Origin of the sequence: Cellulomonas sp. C5510 (assembly GCF_019797765.1) — a bacterium.
Classification (GTDB): Bacteria; Actinomycetota; Actinomycetes; order Actinomycetales; family Cellulomonadaceae; genus Cellulomonas.
The window spans coordinates 974,309-992,209 of the sequence record NZ_CP081862.1; the positions used below are offsets into that span (position 1 = coordinate 974,309).

General features: G+C 73.6%; 16 protein-coding genes. 12 read left to right on the top strand and 4 right to left on the bottom strand.

Features of this window, described 5'->3' with window-relative positions:
• The first annotated feature begins 8 nt into the window (after positions 1 to 8).
• Entirely contained in the window at positions 9 to 1,052 is a 1,044-nt protein-coding gene (locus K5O09_RS04410) for a YihY/virulence factor BrkB family protein (RefSeq protein WP_222171613.1), read from the top strand.
• Positions 1,053 to 1,504: 452 nt separating this feature from the next.
• Positions 1,505 to 2,431, top strand: a complete 927-nt coding sequence (locus K5O09_RS04415) for an endonuclease domain-containing protein (RefSeq protein WP_222171614.1) — start codon at positions 1,505 to 1,507, stop codon at positions 2,429 to 2,431.
• Between the two features lie 315 nt (positions 2,432 to 2,746).
• On the opposite strand, the gene K5O09_RS04420 is transcribed toward K5O09_RS04415, so the two are convergent.
• The 4 genes from K5O09_RS04420 to sdhC are packed head-to-tail and all read right to left on the bottom strand — an operon-like array spanning position 2,747 to position 6,276.
• Positions 2,747 to 3,514, bottom strand: a complete 768-nt coding sequence (locus tag K5O09_RS04420; RefSeq protein WP_222171615.1) for a succinate dehydrogenase iron-sulfur subunit — start codon at positions 3,512 to 3,514, stop codon at positions 2,747 to 2,749.
• Positions 3,514 to 5,352 carry a succinate dehydrogenase flavoprotein subunit gene (sdhA, locus tag K5O09_RS04425; protein ID WP_222171616.1) on the bottom strand — a complete coding sequence of 613 codons (1,839 nt, stop codon included), beginning with the start codon at positions 5,350 to 5,352 and terminating at the stop codon, positions 3,514 to 3,516. Before sdhA ends, K5O09_RS04420 begins: the two co-directional genes overlap by 1 nt.
• Positions 5,353 to 5,398: 46 nt before the next feature.
• A complete protein-coding gene (locus K5O09_RS04430) occupies positions 5,399 to 5,848 on the bottom strand; it encodes a succinate dehydrogenase hydrophobic membrane anchor subunit (RefSeq protein WP_222171617.1) in 450 nt (149 codons plus the stop codon).
• The gene (sdhC, locus tag K5O09_RS04435; RefSeq protein ID WP_222171618.1) at positions 5,848 to 6,276 is read right to left on the bottom strand and encodes a succinate dehydrogenase, cytochrome b556 subunit; all 429 of its coding nucleotides are present in this window, start codon (positions 6,274 to 6,276) and stop codon (positions 5,848 to 5,850) included. Before sdhC ends, K5O09_RS04430 begins: the two co-directional genes overlap by 1 nt.
• Before the next feature lie 234 nt (positions 6,277 to 6,510).
• Between sdhC and K5O09_RS04440 the strand changes: the two genes are divergently transcribed.
• The 10 genes from K5O09_RS04440 to K5O09_RS04485 all read left to right on the top strand — a co-directional run bounded on the left by K5O09_RS04440 (position 6,511) and on the right by K5O09_RS04485 (position 17,893).
• Entirely contained in the window at positions 6,511 to 7,662 is a 1,152-nt protein-coding gene (locus K5O09_RS04440; RefSeq protein ID WP_222171619.1) for a mannose-1-phosphate guanylyltransferase, read from the top strand.
• A gap of 62 nt (positions 7,663 to 7,724) precedes the next feature.
• Positions 7,725 to 8,933: an amidohydrolase gene (locus K5O09_RS04445; RefSeq protein ID WP_222171620.1), complete on the top strand. Its 1,209-nt coding sequence runs from the start codon at positions 7,725 to 7,727 to the stop codon at positions 8,931 to 8,933.
• A 231-nt stretch (positions 8,934 to 9,164) separates the two neighbouring features.
• On the top strand, positions 9,165 to 10,256 hold the full coding sequence (locus K5O09_RS04450; protein ID WP_222171621.1) for a BMP family protein: 1,092 nt from the start codon (positions 9,165 to 9,167) through the stop codon (positions 10,254 to 10,256).
• 143 nt (positions 10,257 to 10,399) lie between these two features.
• Positions 10,400 to 11,980, top strand: a complete 1,581-nt coding sequence (locus K5O09_RS04455; RefSeq protein WP_222171622.1) for an ABC transporter ATP-binding protein — start codon at positions 10,400 to 10,402, stop codon at positions 11,978 to 11,980.
• Positions 11,977 to 13,260, top strand: a complete 1,284-nt coding sequence (locus tag K5O09_RS04460) for an ABC transporter permease (protein ID WP_370635520.1) — start codon at positions 11,977 to 11,979, stop codon at positions 13,258 to 13,260. Before K5O09_RS04455 ends, K5O09_RS04460 begins: the two co-directional genes overlap by 4 nt.
• Entirely contained in the window at positions 13,257 to 14,543 is a 1,287-nt protein-coding gene (locus tag K5O09_RS04465) for an ABC transporter permease (RefSeq protein ID WP_222171623.1), read from the top strand. The genes K5O09_RS04460 and K5O09_RS04465 overlap by 4 nt, the downstream gene beginning before the upstream one ends.
• Before the next feature lie 79 nt (positions 14,544 to 14,622).
• Positions 14,623 to 15,033, top strand: coding sequence for a cytidine deaminase (locus K5O09_RS04470; protein ID WP_222171624.1), 411 nt, complete (start codon positions 14,623 to 14,625; stop codon positions 15,031 to 15,033).
• Entirely contained in the window at positions 15,030 to 16,334 is a 1,305-nt protein-coding gene (locus K5O09_RS04475) for a thymidine phosphorylase (RefSeq protein WP_222171625.1), read from the top strand. The genes K5O09_RS04470 and K5O09_RS04475 overlap by 4 nt, the downstream gene beginning before the upstream one ends.
• 318 nt (positions 16,335 to 16,652) lie before the next feature.
• Positions 16,653 to 17,594 carry a hypothetical protein gene (locus K5O09_RS04480; protein ID WP_222171626.1) on the top strand — a complete coding sequence of 314 codons (942 nt, stop codon included), beginning with the start codon at positions 16,653 to 16,655 and terminating at the stop codon, positions 17,592 to 17,594.
• Between the two features lie 74 nt (positions 17,595 to 17,668).
• Complete coding sequence (locus tag K5O09_RS04485) at positions 17,669 to 17,893, top strand: hypothetical protein (protein ID WP_222171627.1); 225 nt, start codon at positions 17,669 to 17,671, stop codon at positions 17,891 to 17,893.
• Positions 17,894 to 17,901 lie beyond the last annotated feature (8 nt).

The following is a 17,901-nucleotide window of genomic DNA, read 5'->3' on the forward strand; positions in this document are numbered from 1 at the left end:
GTCGCACCATGGGACTGCCGGCCGAACCGCGGGGCGCAGGGCACGCGCACGCCTCCGTCAGCAGCACCGACGACGTGGCGGCCGGCAACCGCCGGGACATCGGCGCCCGCGTGTACCCCGGCGGTGCGGCGGGGCTGGTCGCCCGCGCGAAGGCCCTGCTCGCGTGGTGGCAGCAGACCCGGGCCGCCCGCGCGAACGCCCGGTTCGGTGCGGCGGGCGGCGGTGTGCTCACCGGGGGCATCGCGTACGCGACCGTCTTCTCGCTGTTCGCGGGTCTGACCATCGGCTACACCGTCTTCATGGCGGTGCTCGGCAACAACGCCGAGCTGCGCAGCACGGTGCTGACGACCATCGACGCGAACCTTCCCGGGCTGGTGAAGACCAGCAGCGGCGACGAGAGCGGGATCGTCGACCCCGACGACCTCGTCCTCAGCACGACCGTGGGTATCGCCGGCGCCGTCGCCGTCGTCGTGCTGGTCGTGAGCGCGATCTCCGCGATGGCGGCGCTCCGCACGGCGGTCCGCGCGATGTTCGCCGACGTCGGCCCCGGAGGCAACCTCGTGGCGGGCAAGCTGCGGGAGCTCGGAGGGTTCGCGGGCATCGCGGTCGCCGTCCTGGTGTCCGCGGTGCTGAGCATCGCCACCGCGACGGCCGCGGACTGGGCGCTCGGCGCGCTCGGCCTCGACGGTTCCACCGTCGCGTCGTGGGTGCTGCGCGCCGGGGGGATCCTCGTGGCGTTCGTCGTCGACGGGGCGACCTTCTGGATGATCGTCGTGCTGCTCGGCGGCCAGCGGCCCGCCTGGCGGGACCTGCGCCAGGGCATGCTCGTCGCGGGGATCGGCCTCGGGGTCGTGCGCGTGCTGGGCACCTCGGTGGTCGCCGGGTCCGTGCGGACGAACGCGGTGCTCGCGTCCTTCGCGGTCATCGTCACGCTGCTGATCTGGATCAACCTCATCGCCCGGGTGGTGCTGCTGGCCGCCGCGTGGACGGCCGACCCGCCGGCCGCGCAGCAGGAGACCGCCCCGGTCGACGCCCCCGCCACGGCGGGCTGACGGACCCGGTGGGCGCGGGGCGGTAGGTCTCGCCCTCCGGTGCCCTCCGGTGCCCTCCGGTGCCCTCCGGTGCCCTCCGGTGCCCTCCGGTGCCGTTCGGATCCGTCGGGACGGGCTCACCGGGCGTGTTCGTGCGCACGGATCCGCAGTGCTGTGCGGTGGCGCGCGAACGCCCTCGTCCGGCGTCGGTGATCGGATCCGTCGGGGCGGACTCGCCGGGCGTGTGGGTGCCGAAGGGTCCGAACGGTCCGGGGCAGACCACGGAGCACGGGTCGCGGCGCGGGTCCGTACGTGACGCGGACCTGGCCTCGTGCGGCCACGCCCGGGGTCCCGCTCCTCCACAGCACGTGGCCTCGGTGATCGTCCCCAGGGCGCCGGCGGCAGACGGTCCGTCGACGGAGACGGCCGTGGACGCTGGTCACATGGCGGCGACAGGGGCACTCCCCAGTGTGATGACCACCGCTCAGGCGCGGGCGTTCGGCGTCGCACGCCTCCTGCGCGACGGGAGCTACACCCGGGCGGCGCGTGGTCTGTGGATGGTCGTCGGCTCCGACCCGGCGGATCCCGGTACCCGTGTGCGGCTCGCGACCACCGCCGCTCCCGACGACGCGGTCGTCGGCGGGTGGGCCGCCGCCCGGGTGCACGAGCGGCGCCGTCTGGGACGATCCGAGGTCCCCCAGTTCGACGGCGCGTGGGGCTCCCCGGACGCACCGGAACCCGTGCTGCTGCTCGTCCCGCCGGAGACGCGACTCGTGGCACGACCGTTCCGGCGCGTCGTGAGGACGCCCGTGGCAGCGGCCGAGCGGGAGCGGGTCGACGGCATCGAGGTCACGACACCGCTCCGCACGGCCTTCGACCTGGCCCGGCTGTCCCCGCTGCCCCAGGCGGTGGCTGCGATCGACCGGCTCCGGGCGCTCCGCCTGGTGGATCCGGACCAGCTCGCGGAGCTCCTGGAGGAGAGGCGTCACCTCACCGGTGCAGCCCGCGGACGTCGGGCTGTGGCCCTGTCGACGGACGGTGTCGAGTCGCGGCAGGAGTCGGCGATGAGACTGCTCTGGTGCGAGGCCGGTCTCCGGCCTCCGACGTCGAACGCGGTGATCCGCGACGCGCGCGGTGGCTTCGTGGCCCGCGTGGACGTCCTCGACCCGGACGTCGGGCTCGTGGGCGAGTACGACGGGGCGGTCCACGCCTCGGCGCAGCAGCGGAGCTCCGACGCGGCCCGGCAGCAGCGTCTCGAGCGCCTCGGCCTCGTCATCGTGCGGGCGACGGCAGCCGACCTCGCGACGCGCTCAGCCCGGGCGGAGTGGTGCCGCCTGCTCCGGGATGCCCACCGCCGGGCGGTGCCTCGCGCATCGGCCGGTGCGTGGACCGCTCACTGAGTCGAGGCCCGGCTCGGGGGCCCGGGGGATCGGGTGGTCCCGCCGCGCGAGAGGGGCACGGCCCGCCCACGTCGACGTGCGCTCCGGGCTGGTGTCCGGCCGGTCGCCCCGAGGGATCCCTCGGCATGGACGCGCCGAGCGTGTCTGCCTGTTCGGATCCGAACGACACCTGACAGCAGCTCTCGGATGGAGAACCGCGCGTCCCGGCCGGACGCGTGGATCCCTCGGCACCGACGCGCCGGGTGTGTCTGTGCGTTCGGATCCGAACGCACAGAGAGGTGCGGGGTTGCGCAGGTGCGGCCCGGGCCCGCGGGGTCAGAACGCGCGGGTGATCATCGCGCGCTTGACCTCCTGGATCGCCTTGGTGACCTCGATGCCGCGCGGGCACGCCTCGGTGCAGTTGAAGGTCGTCCGGCAGCGCCAGACGCCCTCCTTGTCGTTGAGGATCTCGAGGCGCTGCGCCCCGCCCTCGTCGCGGCTGTCGAAGATGAACCGGTGCGCGTTGACGATCGCGGCCGGGCCGAAGTACTGCCCGTCCGTCCAGAACACCGGGCAGGACGACGTGCACGCAGCGCACAGGATGCACTTGGTGGTGTCGTCGAACCGGGCCCGCTCCTCGGGGGACTGCAGCCGCTCGCGCGAGGGCTCGGTGCCCGTGGTGATGAGGAACGGCATGATCTCGCGGTAGGAGGCGAAGAACGGCTCCATGTCGACCACGAGGTCCTTGATGACCGGCAGGCCCTTGATGGGCTCGACGAGGATCGGCTTGTCGGGGTTGAGGTCCTTGAGCAGGGCCTTGCACGCGAGCCGGTTGCGGCCGTTGATCCGCATGGCGTCGGAGCCGCAGACACCGTGCGCGCAGGACCGGCGGAACGTCAGCGACCCGTCGTGCTCCCACTTGATCTTGTGCAGCGCGTCGAGCAGGCGGTCGGTGCCGTGGGCGGTGACCGTGAACTCCTGCCAGTACGGCTCGTCACCGTGGGTCTCGGGGGTGTAGCGGCGGATCCTCAGGGTGACGTCGAACGTCGGGATCTCGCCGGCCTTCGGCTCGGTCCCGGCCGAGCGCTCTGCGACAGCAGTCATCAGTACTTCCGCTCCATCGGCTGGTACACGGTGGTCACGACGGGCTTGGTGCCCAGGAGCACGACGGGGCGGCCGGGGCCCGGTGCGGGCACCTCCTCGCCCTTCGGCGCGGAACCCGCGGGGGAGTCGACGGGCACGCCCGGCTCCCGGCGGTACGCCATGGTGTGCTCCATGAAGTTCGCGTCGTCGCGCTGCGGGTAGTCCTCGCGGAAGTGCCCGCCGCGGGACTCACGCCGGTTCAGCGCCCCGACGACGACGGTCTCGGCGACGTCGAGCAGGAACCCGAGCTCGATCGCCTCGATGAGGTCGGTGTTGAACGCGCGGCCCTTGTCCTGCACGGACACCCGGGTGTACCGCTCCTGGAGCGCCTGGATGTCGGCGAACGCCTGCCGCAGGGACTCCGCGGTGCGGAACACCTGGGCGTTGGTGTCCATCGTCTGCTGCAGCTCGCGGCGCACGTCCGACACCCGCTCGCCCTGCGGGCGGCTGCGCATGGTCTCGAGCTGCTCGACGACGGCCGCCTCCGGGGCCTCCGGCAGGGCGACCCACGGCGCGGTGGCGGCGTACTCGGCGGCGGAGATGCCGGCGCGCTTGCCGAACACGTTGATGTCGAGCAGGGAGTTGGTCCCGAGCCGGTTCGAGCCGTGCACGGAGACGCAGGCGACCTCGCCGGCGGCGTACAGCCCCTTCACGACGTGCGTGGTGTCCCGCAGGACCTCGCCCTCGACGTTCGTCGGCACGCCGCCCATGGCGTAGTGCGCGGTCGGGTACACCGGCACGGGCTCCGTGTACGGCTCGATGCCGAGGTAGGTCCGCGCGAACTCCGTGATGTCGGGGAGCTTCGCGTCGATGTGCGCGGGGTCCAGGTGGGTGAGGTCGAGCAGGACGTAGTCCTTGTTCGGCCCGGCGCCGCGGCCCTCGCGCACCTCGTTGGCCATCGACCGGGCGACGATGTCGCGGGGCGCGAGGTCCTTGATGGTGGGGGCGTACCGCTCCATGAACCGCTCGCCGTCGGCGTTGCGCAGGATGCCGCCCTCGCCGCGCGCGGCCTCGGACAGCAGGATGCCGAGGCCCGCGAGGCCGGTCGGGTGGAACTGGAAGAACTCCATGTCCTCCAGCGGCAGCCCGCGGCGGTAGGCCAGCGCCATGCCGTCGCCGGTGAGGGTGTGCGCGTTGGAGGTCGTCTTGTAGATCTTGCCGGCGCCGCCGGTGGCCAGGACCACGGACTTGGCGCGGAACACGTGGATCTCCCCGGTCGCGAGCTCGTAGGCCACGACGCCGGAGACGGCGACGTCCTCGCCGTCGGGCACCTCGCGCCCCGTGAGGTCGTGCGTGAGCAGCAGGTCGAGCACGTAGAACTCGTTGAAGAACGCGACCTCGTTCTTCACGCACTGCTGGTAAAGCGTCTGCAGGATCATGTGCCCGGTGCGGTCCGCGGCGTAGCAGGCGCGGCGCACGGCGGCCTCGCCGTGGTTGCGGGTGTGGCCGCCGAACCGGCGCTGGTCGATCCGGCCCTCGGGGGTGCGGTTGAACGGCAGGCCCATGCGCTCCAGGTCGAGCACGGCGTCGATCGCCTCGTCGGCCATGATCGTCGCGGCGTCCTGGTCGACCAGGTAGTCCCCGCCCTTGACGGTGTCGAACGTGTGCCACTCGGGGTTGTCGTCCTCGACGTTCCCCAGGGCGGCGCACATGCCGCCCTGCGCCGCCCCGGTGTGCGAGCGGGTGGGGTAGAGCTTCGAGATGACGGCCGTGCGGGTGCGGGCGGACGACTCGAGGGCGGCGCGCATCCCGGCGCCGCCGGCGCCGACGATCACGACGTCGAACTGGTGGGTCTGCATCGGTGTCGATGCCTCCAAAGCGGGAGCGGGTGGCGGGTGCGGGGCGTCAGGCGGTGCAGAACGACGGCAGCAGGTCCGCCGGGCTGTTCGCGGGGCACGGGTCGAAGGTGAAGATCACCAGCGTGCCCAGCACCACCACGACGGTGAACGCCGCGTACAGGGCGAGCTTGAGCACCAGCCGGGTGCCGTCGCGCTCGGCGTAGTCGTTGATGATCGTCCGGACGCCGTTGGTGCCGTGGATCATCGCGAGCCACAGCATGAGCAGGTCCCAGATCTGCCAGAACGGGGACGCCCACTTGCCGGCGACGAACCCGAAGTCGATGGCGGAGATGCCCTCGCCGGCGACCAGGTTCACGAACAGGTGCCCGAAGATCAGCACGAGCAGCACGACGCCGGACGCGCGCATGAACACCCAGCCGTAGAGCTCCCAGTTGCCGCGCGACGTCCGGCGGCCGGGCCCGGTACCCCGCGTGCGCGGGGCGGCGATCGTCGCCATCACTCGCCTCCGAAGACGTGCATGAGGTGCCGCGGCAGGAAGCCCGCCATCGTCACGACGAACAGGCCGAGCACGACCCAGAGCATGACGCGCTGGTACTTCGCGCCCTTGGACCAGAAGTCCACGAGCAGGATCCGGATGCCGTTGAACGCGTGGAAGACGATGGCGGCCACGAGACCGGCCTCGCCGAGCCCCATGACCGGGTTCTTGTAGGTGCCGATCACGGCGTTGTACGCCTCGGGCGAGACCCGCACCAGCGACGTGTCCAGCACGTGCACGAGCAGGAAGAAGAAGATCAGCACGCCGGTCACGCGGTGGGCGACCCAGGACCACATGCCTTCGCGGCCGCGGTAGAGGGTGCCGCCGGGGGTCCGCTTCCGGGCCGCCCGGGGGGGTGCGGCGGCGGGCGCGGTCGGCGTCGTAGGCACCGTGGGCACGGTAGGCCTCCTGGCGAGTTCGGGCGGGACTGCAGTGTCCGGTCAGATCACTGTAGTGATGGTGCGCCGTCCGGCCCCGTGGCGGAGAACCGATCCGGCCTAGTGTGACGAACCGCACACGCCCGACGGGACCGAAGTCCCTGGTCGGGGCGCGGGTCCCACCGCCGGACGAGGGGGTGCGCGCACCACGGGGCCCGCCGTCCCCGCGCCGCTACGCTGACCGCCATGTCCGAGCGCCCGACGGCCCCGCCCGCACGTCCCCGCCCGATCCCCGGCTTCCACGCCGTGGTGCCCGCCGGGGGTGCCGGCACGCGGCTCTGGCCGCTGTCCCGGCAGGGCTCGCCGAAGTTCCTGCACGACCTCACGGGGACGGGCCGCACCCTCCTGCAGGGCACGGTCGACCGGCTGGTCCCGCTGACCGGCGAGGACGGCGTGCTCGTCGTCACGGGCGCCCGGCACGCCGCGGCCGTGGCGGAGCAGCTGCCGGAGCTGGGCGCCTCGCAGGTGCTCGCGGAGCCCTCGCCGCGTGACTCGATGGCCGCGATCGGGCTCGCGGCGGCGGTGCTCGCGCGGCGGCACGGCCCGGAGACGGTGCTGGGCTCGTTCGCCGCGGACCACGTCATCGTCGACCTCGAGGCGTTCTGGGGCGCGGTCGCCGAGGGCGTCGCGGCCGCGCGGGCCGGGTACGTCGTGACGATCGGCATCACGGCGACCGAGCCCTCGACGGCCTTCGGCTACGTCCGCTCCGGCGCCCCGCTCGGCGTGCCCGACGCCCCGAGCGCCCGGCACGTCGCAGGCTTCACGGAGAAGCCGGACGCCGAGACCGCCGCCGCGTACCTCGCCACGGGGGAGTACCGCTGGAACGCGGGCATGTTCCTCGTGCAGGCGGGCGTCCTGCTGGACCACCTCGCGACCCAGCTCCCGGCGCTCGCCGAGGGCCTGCGCACGATCGCCTCGGCCTGGGACGACCCGGACCGCCGGGACCAGGTGCTCGCGGAGGTCTGGCCGGGTCTGACGAAGATCGCCATCGACCACGCCATCGCCGAGCCGGTCGCCGCCGCGGGCGGTGTGGCCGTCGTGCCGGGGTCGTTCACGTGGGACGACGTCGGCGACTTCGCGTCGCTCGGCGCTCTCCTGCCGACGGTCGACGCCGAGGCGGCCCGCACGCTCGGCGACGACGCGGCCGTGCAGCGGATCGCGGCGCCCGGTGCGCTGGTGGTCCCCGCTGCCGGCCGCACCGTCACCGTGCTCGGTGTCCCCGACGCGGTGGTCGTGGACACCCCGGACGCGCTGCTCGTGACGACGCGGGAGCACGCCCAGGCCGTGAAGCAGGCGGTGGACGGCTGGCGGGCGCGGGGGCGCGACGACCTGCTCTGACCTGCGTCCCGGTCGGCGGTCGTCCCCGGGCGACCGCCGCGGGGGCGACTAGGGTCGGTGGCGTGATCGTCGACGCCTCCCGGGTGACCCAGCTGGTCGCCACGCTGCACCCCGAGCTCGTGGAGATCCGGCGGGACATCCACGCCCACCCCGAGCTCGGCCGCACGGAGCAGCGCACCACCCGGCTCGTCGCCGACCGCCTCCGCCTCGCGGGCCTGACCCCGCGGCTGCTGCCCGGCACCGGGCTGACGTGCGACATCGGGCCGAGCCCCCTCGAGACCGGCCGCCGCCGCATCGCCCTGCGCGCGGACATCGACGCGCTGCCGGTGCAGGAGACCACGGGGCTGCCGTTCGCCTCGACGGTCCACGGCGTCGCACACGCCTGCGGCCACGACGTCCACACCGCGGCGGTGCTCGGCGCGGGCCTGGTGCTCGCCGAGCTGCACAGCACGGGGGACCTCCCGGTCGGCGTGCGGCTCCTGCTGCAGCCGGCGGAGGAGGTGCAGCCGGGCGGCGCGCTCGACGTGATCAGCGCCGGCGGTCTCGACGGCATCGGCCGGATCTTCGCCGTGCACTGCGACCCGAAGGTCGACGTCGGGCGCATCGGCACCCGCATCGGGCCGATCACCTCGGCCTCCGACGAGATCACCGTGGTCGTCACCGGGCCCGGCGGGCACACGTCGCGCCCGCACCTCACAGGCGACGTCGTCTACGCGCTCGGCCAGGTCATCACACAGGTCCCGGCGGTGCTCGGCCGTCGGCTCGACCCGCGCTCCGGCGTCAACCTGACCTGGGGCGCCGTGCAGGCCGGCGCCGCCCACAACGCCATCCCGGCCTCGGGCTCCGTGCGCGGCACCCTGCGCTGCCTGGACGTGCGGGCGTGGGAGCGGGCGACGCAGGTGGTGCACGACGCCGTCGAGCAGGTCGTCGCGCCGTACGGCGTCGAGGTCGAGGTGCGGCACCAGCGCGGGGTGCCGCCGGTCGAGAACGACGAGCGCGCCGTCGCGGTGCTCGAGGGCGCCGCGCGCGACGTGCTCGGCGAGGACTCGGTACAGCTCACCGAGCAGTCGCTCGGGGGCGAGGACTTCGCCTGGTACCTGACGAAGGTGCCCGGTGCCATGGCCCGGCTCGGGACCCGCACGCCGGGCGGGCGGACCTACGACATCCACCAGGGGGACCTGGTGGTCGACGAGCAGGCGATCGCCGCCGGCGCCGCCCTGCTGGCCCGGGCGGTCCTGCGGGCGGGCGCCGACGGCCACGCGGCGGGCTGAGCCCCGACGCGTGCACCCGGCCGGGTGACGGCTGAGGTGCCCGAGAGGTCCCGATTGTTCCAAGTCCGTAACGAAGGGGCGGTGTGACCGCCCGGTAACACAGCGGACACCCGCGCCTCGCTAGGGTCGTGCCGAACACCGGACGGACCCTGCTCCCGGGCCGCGCGCAACGGCGCGTGCGGCGCGGGCCGGGCCACCGGACCGGTCGACGACGAGAAGCAGGAGTGTCGCGTGAAGAAGATCATCCGTGTGGCCGCCCTCAGCGGGGCTGTCGCGCTCGCCCTCGCCGCGTGCGGCAGCGCGCCGGAGGACTCCGAGGAGACCGGCGGCTCCGACACCGGCGCGTCGGACTTCAAGGCCTGCATGGTCTCCGACTCGGGCGGTTTCGAGGACAAGTCCTTCAACCAGTCCGGTGCCGAGGGCCTCGACCGCGCGGTCGAGGAGCTGGGCGTCCAGGAGGTCAAGGTCGAGTCGCAGGCCGAGACCGACTTCACGCCGAACATCGACTCGCTCGTGCAGCAGGACTGCGACCTCATCATCGGCGTCGGCTTCCTCCTCGAGGACCCGATCCAGACGGCCGCCGAGGCGAACCCGGACATCGAGTTCGCGCTGATCGACTCGTCGTTCTCCGACGCGGACTTCAAGCCGGTCACGCTCGACAACGCCAAGCCGCTCCTGTTCAACACGCAGGAGGCCGCCTACCTCGCCGGCTACGCCGCCGCGGGCACGTCGGCCACCGGCACCGTCGCGACGTTCGGCGGCATCCAGCTGCCGTCGGTCTCGATCTTCATGGACGGCTTCGTCGACGGCGTCGCGAAGTACAACGAGGACAACGGCGCGGACGTCAAGGTCCTCGGCTGGGACAAGGAGGCCCAGACGGGTTCCTTCACCGGTGACTTCGAGAACCAGGCCAACGGCCAGAACCTCGCCAAGGGCTTCATCGACCAGGGCGCGGACGTCATCATGCCCGTCGCCGGCCCGGTCGGCCTCGGCGCGGCGGCGGCGGCCCAGGAGGCCGGCGACGTCTCGATCGTCGGCGTGGACGCCGACTGGTACCTCACGGCGCCGGACTACTCCGCGATCGTCCTGACCTCGGTCATGAAGGAGATCGGCCAGGCCGTGTTCGACACGGTCTCGGAGGCCGCGGACGGCAACTTCTCCTCCGACCCGTACGTCGGCACGCTGGAGAACGGCGGCATCGGCATCGCCCCGTTCCACGACTTCGACTCGGTCGTGACCGACGACGTCAAGACGGCGGTCGAGGACCTCAAGGCCCAGATCATCTCCGGTGACCTGGTCGTGGAGTCCCCGAGCCAGAACTGACGCAGCACCCAGGGGTGGCCCGGGCAGCTGGTCTGCCCGGGCCACCTCCTGCGTTCACCCCCACGCGCACGCCGGGGGATGCCCACAAGGCGCCGGAATTGCCCTAGTGTGCGCACGACGAACGACCGAAGGAGCAGGCCCACGTGAAGCTGGAGCTGCGGGGGATCACCAAGCGTTTCGGCGCCCTGGTGGCGAACGACCACATCGACCTCGTGGTCGAGCCCGGCGAGATCCACGCGCTGCTGGGTGAGAACGGCGCGGGCAAGAGCACGCTCATGAACGTGCTCTACGGGTTCTACGACCCGGACGACGGGCAGATCCTCGTCGACGGGGCACCGGTGACGTTCACCGGGCCCGGTGACGCGATGGCCGCCGGCATCGGCATGGTGCACCAGCACTTCATGCTCGTGCCCGTGTTCACCGTCGCGGAGAACGTCGTCCTCGGCTACGAGCCGGTCAAGGGCGGCGGGCTCATCGACCTGCCCGAGGCGCGGCGCCGCGTCAAGGAGATCTCCGACCGCTTCGGGTTCGACGTGGACCCCGACGCCCTCGTCGAGGACCTCCCGGTCGGCGCGCAGCAGCGGGTGGAGATCATCAAGGCGCTGTCACGCGACGCGCAGGTGCTGATCCTGGACGAGCCCACCGCGGTGCTCACGCCCCAGGAGACGGACGAGCTGATCGCGATCATGCGCCAGCTCAAGGCGGCCGGCACCTCCATCGTCTTCATCACCCACAAGCTCCGCGAGGTCCGTGCCGTCGCGGACCGCATCACGGTCATCCGCCGCGGCAAGGTCGTCGGCAGCGCGTGGCCGGACGCCGCGGAGACCGAGCTCGCGTCGCTCATGGTCGGCCGGTCGGTGTCGCTCGGCGTGGACCGCGCTCCCGCGCAGCCGGGCGAGGTGGCGCTGCGGGTCCGGAACCTGTCGGTGCTCGACGAGGCCGGTGTCCGGCAGGTCGACGACGTGTCGTTCGACGTCGCGCGCGGGGAGATCGTCGCGGTCGCCGGCGTGCAGGGCAACGGCCAGACCGAGCTGACCGAGGTCATCCTCGGGCTCCAGCAGCCCGTCGCCGGTTCCGTCGTGCTGGACGGCACCGAGCTGGTGGGCCGCTCGGTCAAGGACGTGCTGCAGGCGGGCGTCGGGTTCGTGCCCGAGGACCGCACCGAGGACGGCCTGGTCGCCGACTTCTCGGTGGCCGAGAACCTCATCCTCGACCTGTACGACCGCGAGCCGTTCGCCCGCGGGATCTCGCTCGACCCCCGCACCGTCCGGGAGAACGCCGAGCAGCGCACCGTCGAGTTCGACGTCCGGACGCCGTCCGTCGACGCCGCCGCCGGCACGCTGTCGGGCGGTAACCAGCAGAAGGTCGTCCTGGCCCGCGAGATGTCCCGGCCGCTGCGGCTGTTCATCGCGTCGCAGCCGACCCGCGGCCTCGACGTCGGGTCCATCGAGTTCGTGCACAAGCGCGTCGTGCAGGAGCGGGACAACGGCACCCCGGTGATCATCGTGTCCACCGAGCTCGACGAGGTGCTCGCGCTGGCCGACCGGATCGTCGTCATGTACCGCGGCCGCATCGTCGGCATCGTCCCCGGCGGCACCGACCGGGACGTCCTGGGCCTCATGATGGCCGGCGTCCCGCAGGCCGAGGCCGAGCAGCAGGCCGCGTCCCACCACACCGTGCTCGGCGTGGCCGACATCGACGCCTCCGAGGAGGAGAGCAAGTGAGCGAGGCGACCCCCGCCCCCGACAAGCCGGCCGGGTCCACGGCGCCGGCCCCCCGGCGCGACGACGGCCTGGAGGCCCGCGCCCAGGGCGCGCTGCGCGAGATGCTCTCCAGCTCCTGGCTGGTGACGGTCGCCGCGGTCGTGCTCGCGCTGATCATCTCCGGCGTGCTCATCGCGGCCGCCGACTCCGCCGTGCAGGACGCGGCGGGCTACCTGTTCGCGCGTCCCTCGGACTTCTTCTCGGCCGTCTGGACGGCCGTCTGGGGCGCGTACCGCGCGCTGTTCGAGGGCGCCGTGCTCGACCCGACGGCGTCGTCGTTCGTCCGGGCCATCCGGCCGATCACCGAGACCATGACCTGGTCGGTCCCGCTGATCCTCGCGGGCCTGGGCCTCGGGATCGGCTTCCGCGCCGGGATGTTCAACATCGGTGCGCAGGGCCAGATCATCCTCGGCGCGGTGTTCGCCGGGTACATCGGCTTCGCGTTCTCGCTGCCCCCGGGCCTGCACCTGCTGCTGGCCGTCATCGGCGGCGCGATCGGCGGCGGTCTGTGGGCCGGCATCGCCGGCTACCTCAAGGCCCGGACCGGCGCCAACGAGGTGATCGTGACGATCATGCTGAACAACATCGCGATCTACCTGGTCGGCTACCTGCTGACGCTGGGCGCGTTCAAGCGCGGGGGCAGCAACAACCCGATCTCGCCGCCGATCAAGGACAGCGCGCTGTACCCGCTGCTGCTCGGGTCGCAGTTCCGGCTGCACCTCGGGTTCGTCGTCGCGATCCTCGCCGCGGTGTTCGTGTGGTGGCTCATGAACCGGTCGACGATCGGCTTCGCGTTCCGCGCGGTCGGCTCCAACGCGAGCGCCGCCCGGACCGCCGGCATCAACGTCAACCGCATGTACCTGTGGGTCATGGTGGTCGCCGGCGCCCTGGCCGGGCTGGCCGGCACGGCGCAGGTGCTCGGCACCGAGAAGGTGCTCACCGCCGGCGTCGCGGCGTCCTTCGGGTTCGACGCGATCACGGTGGCGCTGCTCGGCCGGTCCAAGCCGCTCGGCACGTTCCTGGCGGGCCTGCTGTTCGGCGCGCTGCGGGCCGGTGGCTTCGCGATGCAGTCCCGGACCGGCACGCCGATCGACATCGTGCTCGTCGTGCAGTCGCTGGTCGTCCTGTTCATCGCGGCACCGCCGCTCGTGCGGGCCGTGTTCCGCCTCCCGTCCCCGCGCGGCGCGTCGGGGGCTGCCCCCGAGCTGTCCGCCCCCGTCGTGAAGGAGGCCGCAGCGTGAGCGCCGTGACCGCCCCCGCCCCGGCCGCGCCGGCGCCCGCCACGGGCAAGCCGCTGCCGCCGATCTCCTACAAGGCGCCGATCGGGTACGCGTCGGTCGCCGTCCTCGCCCTGCTGCTGTTCGGCGTCCTGCCGGCGTCCGGCCGGGAGACGACGTTCACCGTGTTCTGGCCGGGCGAGAACCTGGCCTTCACGGTGCCGTCGAAGCTCACCGCGCTCCTGCTGTGCCTCGTGGCGGTCGCGCTGTCGGCGTGGACGTTCCAGGCCGCCCGGACCCGTCGGAAGACCGGCATCTGGCTGCCCGCCGTGTACGCGGTGGCGCTGATCTTCGCGCTGCTCACGTGGGCGGTCGCGGACAAGGCGCAGCCCCTGCCGCTGACGTCGCTGCTGCAGGGCTCGCTGTTCCTCGCGGTGCCGCTGGTGTTCGGCTCGCTCGCCGGTCTGCTGTGCGAGCGCTCCGGCATCATCAACATCGCGATCGAGGGCCAGCTGCTCGCGGGGGCGTTCCTCGCGGCCGTCGTCGCGACGCTCACCCAGAGCGCGTACATGGGCCTGCTCGCGGCGCCGGTCGCCGGCGCTCTGGTCTCGGCGCTGCTGGTGGCGTTCGCCATCAAGTACGTCGTGGACCAGATCATCGTCGGCGTCGTGCTGAACGTGCTGGTCGTCGGCATCACGAGCTACCTGTTCTCGACCGTGCTCAAGGAGAACGCCGGCTCGCTCAACACCCCGCCGCGCCTGCCGACCCTGGCGATCCCCGGCCTGTCCGACATCCCGGTGATCGGCCCGGTCCTGTTCCGCCAGACCGCACTGGTGTACGTGATGTACGTCGTGGTGATCGTGCTGCAGGTGCTGGTGTTCCGCAGCCGCTGGGGCCTGCGCATGCGGGCCGTCGGCGAGCACCCGAAGGCGGCGGACACCGTCGGCATCAACGTCAACCGCACGCGGCTGCGCAACACCCTGCTGGGCGGCGCGGTCGCGGGTCTCGGCGGCGCGTTCTTCACCGTCGCGAACGGCCTCGCGTTCGGCAAGGAGATGACCGGCGGCAAGGGCTTCATCGCCCTCGCGGCGATGATCCTCGGCCGGTGGAGCCCCAAGGGCGCGCTGGCCGCCGCCCTGCTGTTCGGGTTCGCCGACAACCTGCAGGTCGTGCTCGGCATCATCGGCACGCCCATCCCCAGCCAGATCATGCTGATGACCCCGTACGTGGTGACGATCTTCGCGGTCGCCGGCCTCGTCGGCCGCGTGCGGGCACCCGCCGCGGAGGGCATCGCGTACGTGAAGTGAGCCCGCCCGCCGGCCGCGTCCCCGACGCGACCGGCGGCGGTCTGCGCGGGGCGGTGCACCCGCCCCCGGAAGGAGCACCATGACCACCCCCGAGATCGACTGGGACGCGCTGCGGGCCGCCGCCACCGAGGTGATGCACCGCGCGTACGTGCCGTACTCGAAGTTCCCCGTCGGGGTCGCCGCGCTCGTCGACGACGGCCGGGTCGTCACCGGCTGCAACGTCGAGAACGCGTCCTACGGCCTGACCCTGTGCGCGGAGTGCGCGCTCGTGTCCGGCCTGCACGTGTCCGGCGGCGGGCGCCTCGTGGCGTTCGCCTGCGTGGACGCCCACGGCAACGCCCTGATGCCGTGCGGCCGCTGCCGTCAGCTCCTGTGGGAGCACGGCGGTCCGGACCTGCTCGTCGACACGGTGAGCGGGATCAAGCCGATGACCGAGGTCCTGCCCGACGCGTTCGGGCCGTCGGACCTGGTCGAGAGGAAGTCGTCGTGAGCACCCCCAGCACCGAGCAGTTCGACGCCGTGGACGTCATCGTCACCAAGCGGGACGGCGGCCGGCTCTCCGACGCCCAGATCGACTGGGTGATCGACGCGTACACGCGCGGCGTCGTCGCCGAGGAGCAGATGTCGGCACTCAACATGGCGATCCTGCTCAACGGCATGGACCGCGCGGAGATCGCCCGCTGGACCGCCGCGATGATCGCGTCCGGCGAGCGCATGGACTTCTCCGGCCTGCGGCGCCCGACGGCCGACAAGCACTCCACCGGCGGCGTCGGCGACAAGATCACGCTGCCGCTCGCGCCCCTCGTCGCCGTGTTCGACGTGGCGGTCCCGCAGCTGTCCGGGCGCGGACTCGGCCACACCGGCGGCACGCTCGACAAGCTCGAGTCGATCCCCGGCTGGCGCGCGGCGCTCAGCAACGACGAGATGATGGCGCAGCTCGACGACGTCGGCGCGGTCATCTGCCAGGCGGGCTCCGGCCTCGCCCCCGCGGACCGCAAGCTCTACGCGCTGCGGGACGTCACCGGCACCGTCGAGGCCATCCCGCTGATCGCGTCGTCGATCATGAGCAAGAAGATCGCCGAGGGCACGGGCGCGCTCGTGCTCGACGTGAAGGTCGGTTCCGGCGCGTTCATGAAGGACCTGGACCGCGCCCGCGAGCTCGCGCGCACGATGGTCGACCTCGGCACCGACGCGGGCGTGCGGACCGTCGCGCTGCTGACGGACATGTCCACGCCGCTCGGTCTCACCGCGGGCAACGCGCTCGAGGTCCGGGAGTCCGTGGAGGTGCTCGCCGGCGGCGGGCCGTCCGACGTCGTCGAGCTCACCGTCGCGCTGGCGCAGGAGATGCTCGCGGCCGCCGGGAAGCCGGACGTCGACGTGCGGGCCGCGCTGTCCGACGGCCGGGCCATGGACGTGTGGCGCCGGATGATCGAGGCTCAGGGCGGCGACGCCGACGCGACGCTGCCGGTCGCCCGGCACACCGAGCAGGTGCTCGCGCCCGCCGACGGCGTCCTGACCCGGCTCGACGCGTACCAGGTCGGCATCGCGGCGTGGCGGCTCGGCGCCGGGCGCGCCCGCCGGGAGGACCCGGTGCAGGCCGGGGCGGGCGTCGAGATGCACGCGAAGCCCGGCGACGCCGTGCGGGCCGGCCAGCCGCTGCTGACGCTGCACACCGACACCCCGGAGCGGTTCCCGCGGGCGCTGGGCGCGCTCGAGGGCGCGTTCGACGTGGCGTCGGAGGCGGCGACCGCGCCGACGCCGCTGGTCCTGGACCGCATCGCGGCGTCCTGACGCCCCGGCCCGGGTCCGCGGGGCCTGCTCCCGGACCCGGGCCGCACCCGCGCGCCGGCCGCGTGCGCACTCCCCGTCCGCCGACGAGATTGCCGTCGTTGCGGGCTTCCGGCCGCGGAACCCCACAACGACGGCAATCTCGTCGGACGCAGGCACAGGCAGGCGGACGCAGGCACAGGCAGGCGGGCGCAGGCACAGGCGGGCGGGACCGGCACGGGCGGGCGGGACGGGCACGGGCGGGCGCGTACGGTTCGTACGCGGACGCGGACGCGGACGCGGACGCGCTGCGGGGGCTCGGGCCGAGGCGGAGGTGAGGGTGTGAGCGGGATGCAGGTCACGACGCTGCTGCGCGCCGTCCGCGGCCGGGTCGTCCCCGCGTCGCCCGCGACCGCGCCGCCCGCGGCGTCGGACCCCGTGCCGGTGCCCCGGCCGGCGCTGCCCGAGCCGCTGCGCCCCGTCCTGGCGGCGCTCGACGCGGGTGCGCGCCGGCAGGTGCTCGCCCCGCTGGACGTGCCGGCCGGCCGCACCGTGCGGTGGGGCACCGCGGCCGCGCGCCAGGTGGACGGCACGACGTGCGGTGCCGCCGTGCTCGGGATGCTCGCGGCCGCGGGCGACCCCGTCCTGGCGGCGTGGCTGGTGACGGGGGAGCTGCCCGCGGGCGCGCCGGTCCCGCCCGAGCTCGCGGGCGTCGACCTGCCTGCGCCCCCGTCGCCTCACGACCCGGACGCCCCGGACTGGTTCCGGTCGCCGGGCGGGGCCGTCGTGCACGGCGCGGCGACGCCCGGGCAGGCGTCCGCCCAGCGGTGGGGCCTGCTCCAGGCGGCCCTGCACCGGCGCAGCACGCGGCGGGCCGTGTTGGGCGTGCTGCCGTGGCCGCTGTCGCTCGGCACGCCGCCGTGGGGCGCGGCCCGGGTCGCGCGGTTCCCCGGTGCGACCTACCGCTCGGTGCTCGTGGACGACACGCGCCCGGACGAGGTGGACGACCTGCTGGCGCGCGTGGACGCCGCGCTGGACCGGGACGTGCCGGTGCCGCTCTACGCCGGCGGCGACACGTCCGGCGGTCTCGGGGCCGCGCTGCCCCGCCACGTCGTCCTCGCGGTCGCGCGCACCGGCGACAGCTACCGGGTGTACGAGCCGGGGGCGGGCCGGGTGCTGGGCGTGACCCGCGCGACGCTGCGGTCGCCGTCCGGGCCCGTCGCCGCCCTCGGCCACTGGAGCCACCTGGCCTGGGCGCTCCTCCCGGTGCCCCGGCGCGCCTGATCCGCCCTGCCCTGGCGGTCCCGCGCGCGGCGGGACACGATGGAGGCGTACAGCAGCCGACGTCAGGAGGCGCCATGAGCACCGTGCCCGGAGACCGGACCTGGCGGGACGCCGGGCTCGTCGAGCCCGCGCTGACCGACCTGCCCGAGGTCGAGCCCGACGACGACCGCGACGCGCGCGACGGCGCGTACGACCCCGACGAGCCCCGGCCGGACCTCGCCGGCGAGGCCGACCCCGCCGACGTCGCCGAGCAGGTCACGCCCGTCCCCGACGACGACTCCGAGGAGTACCCGGCCTGACCCGCGCA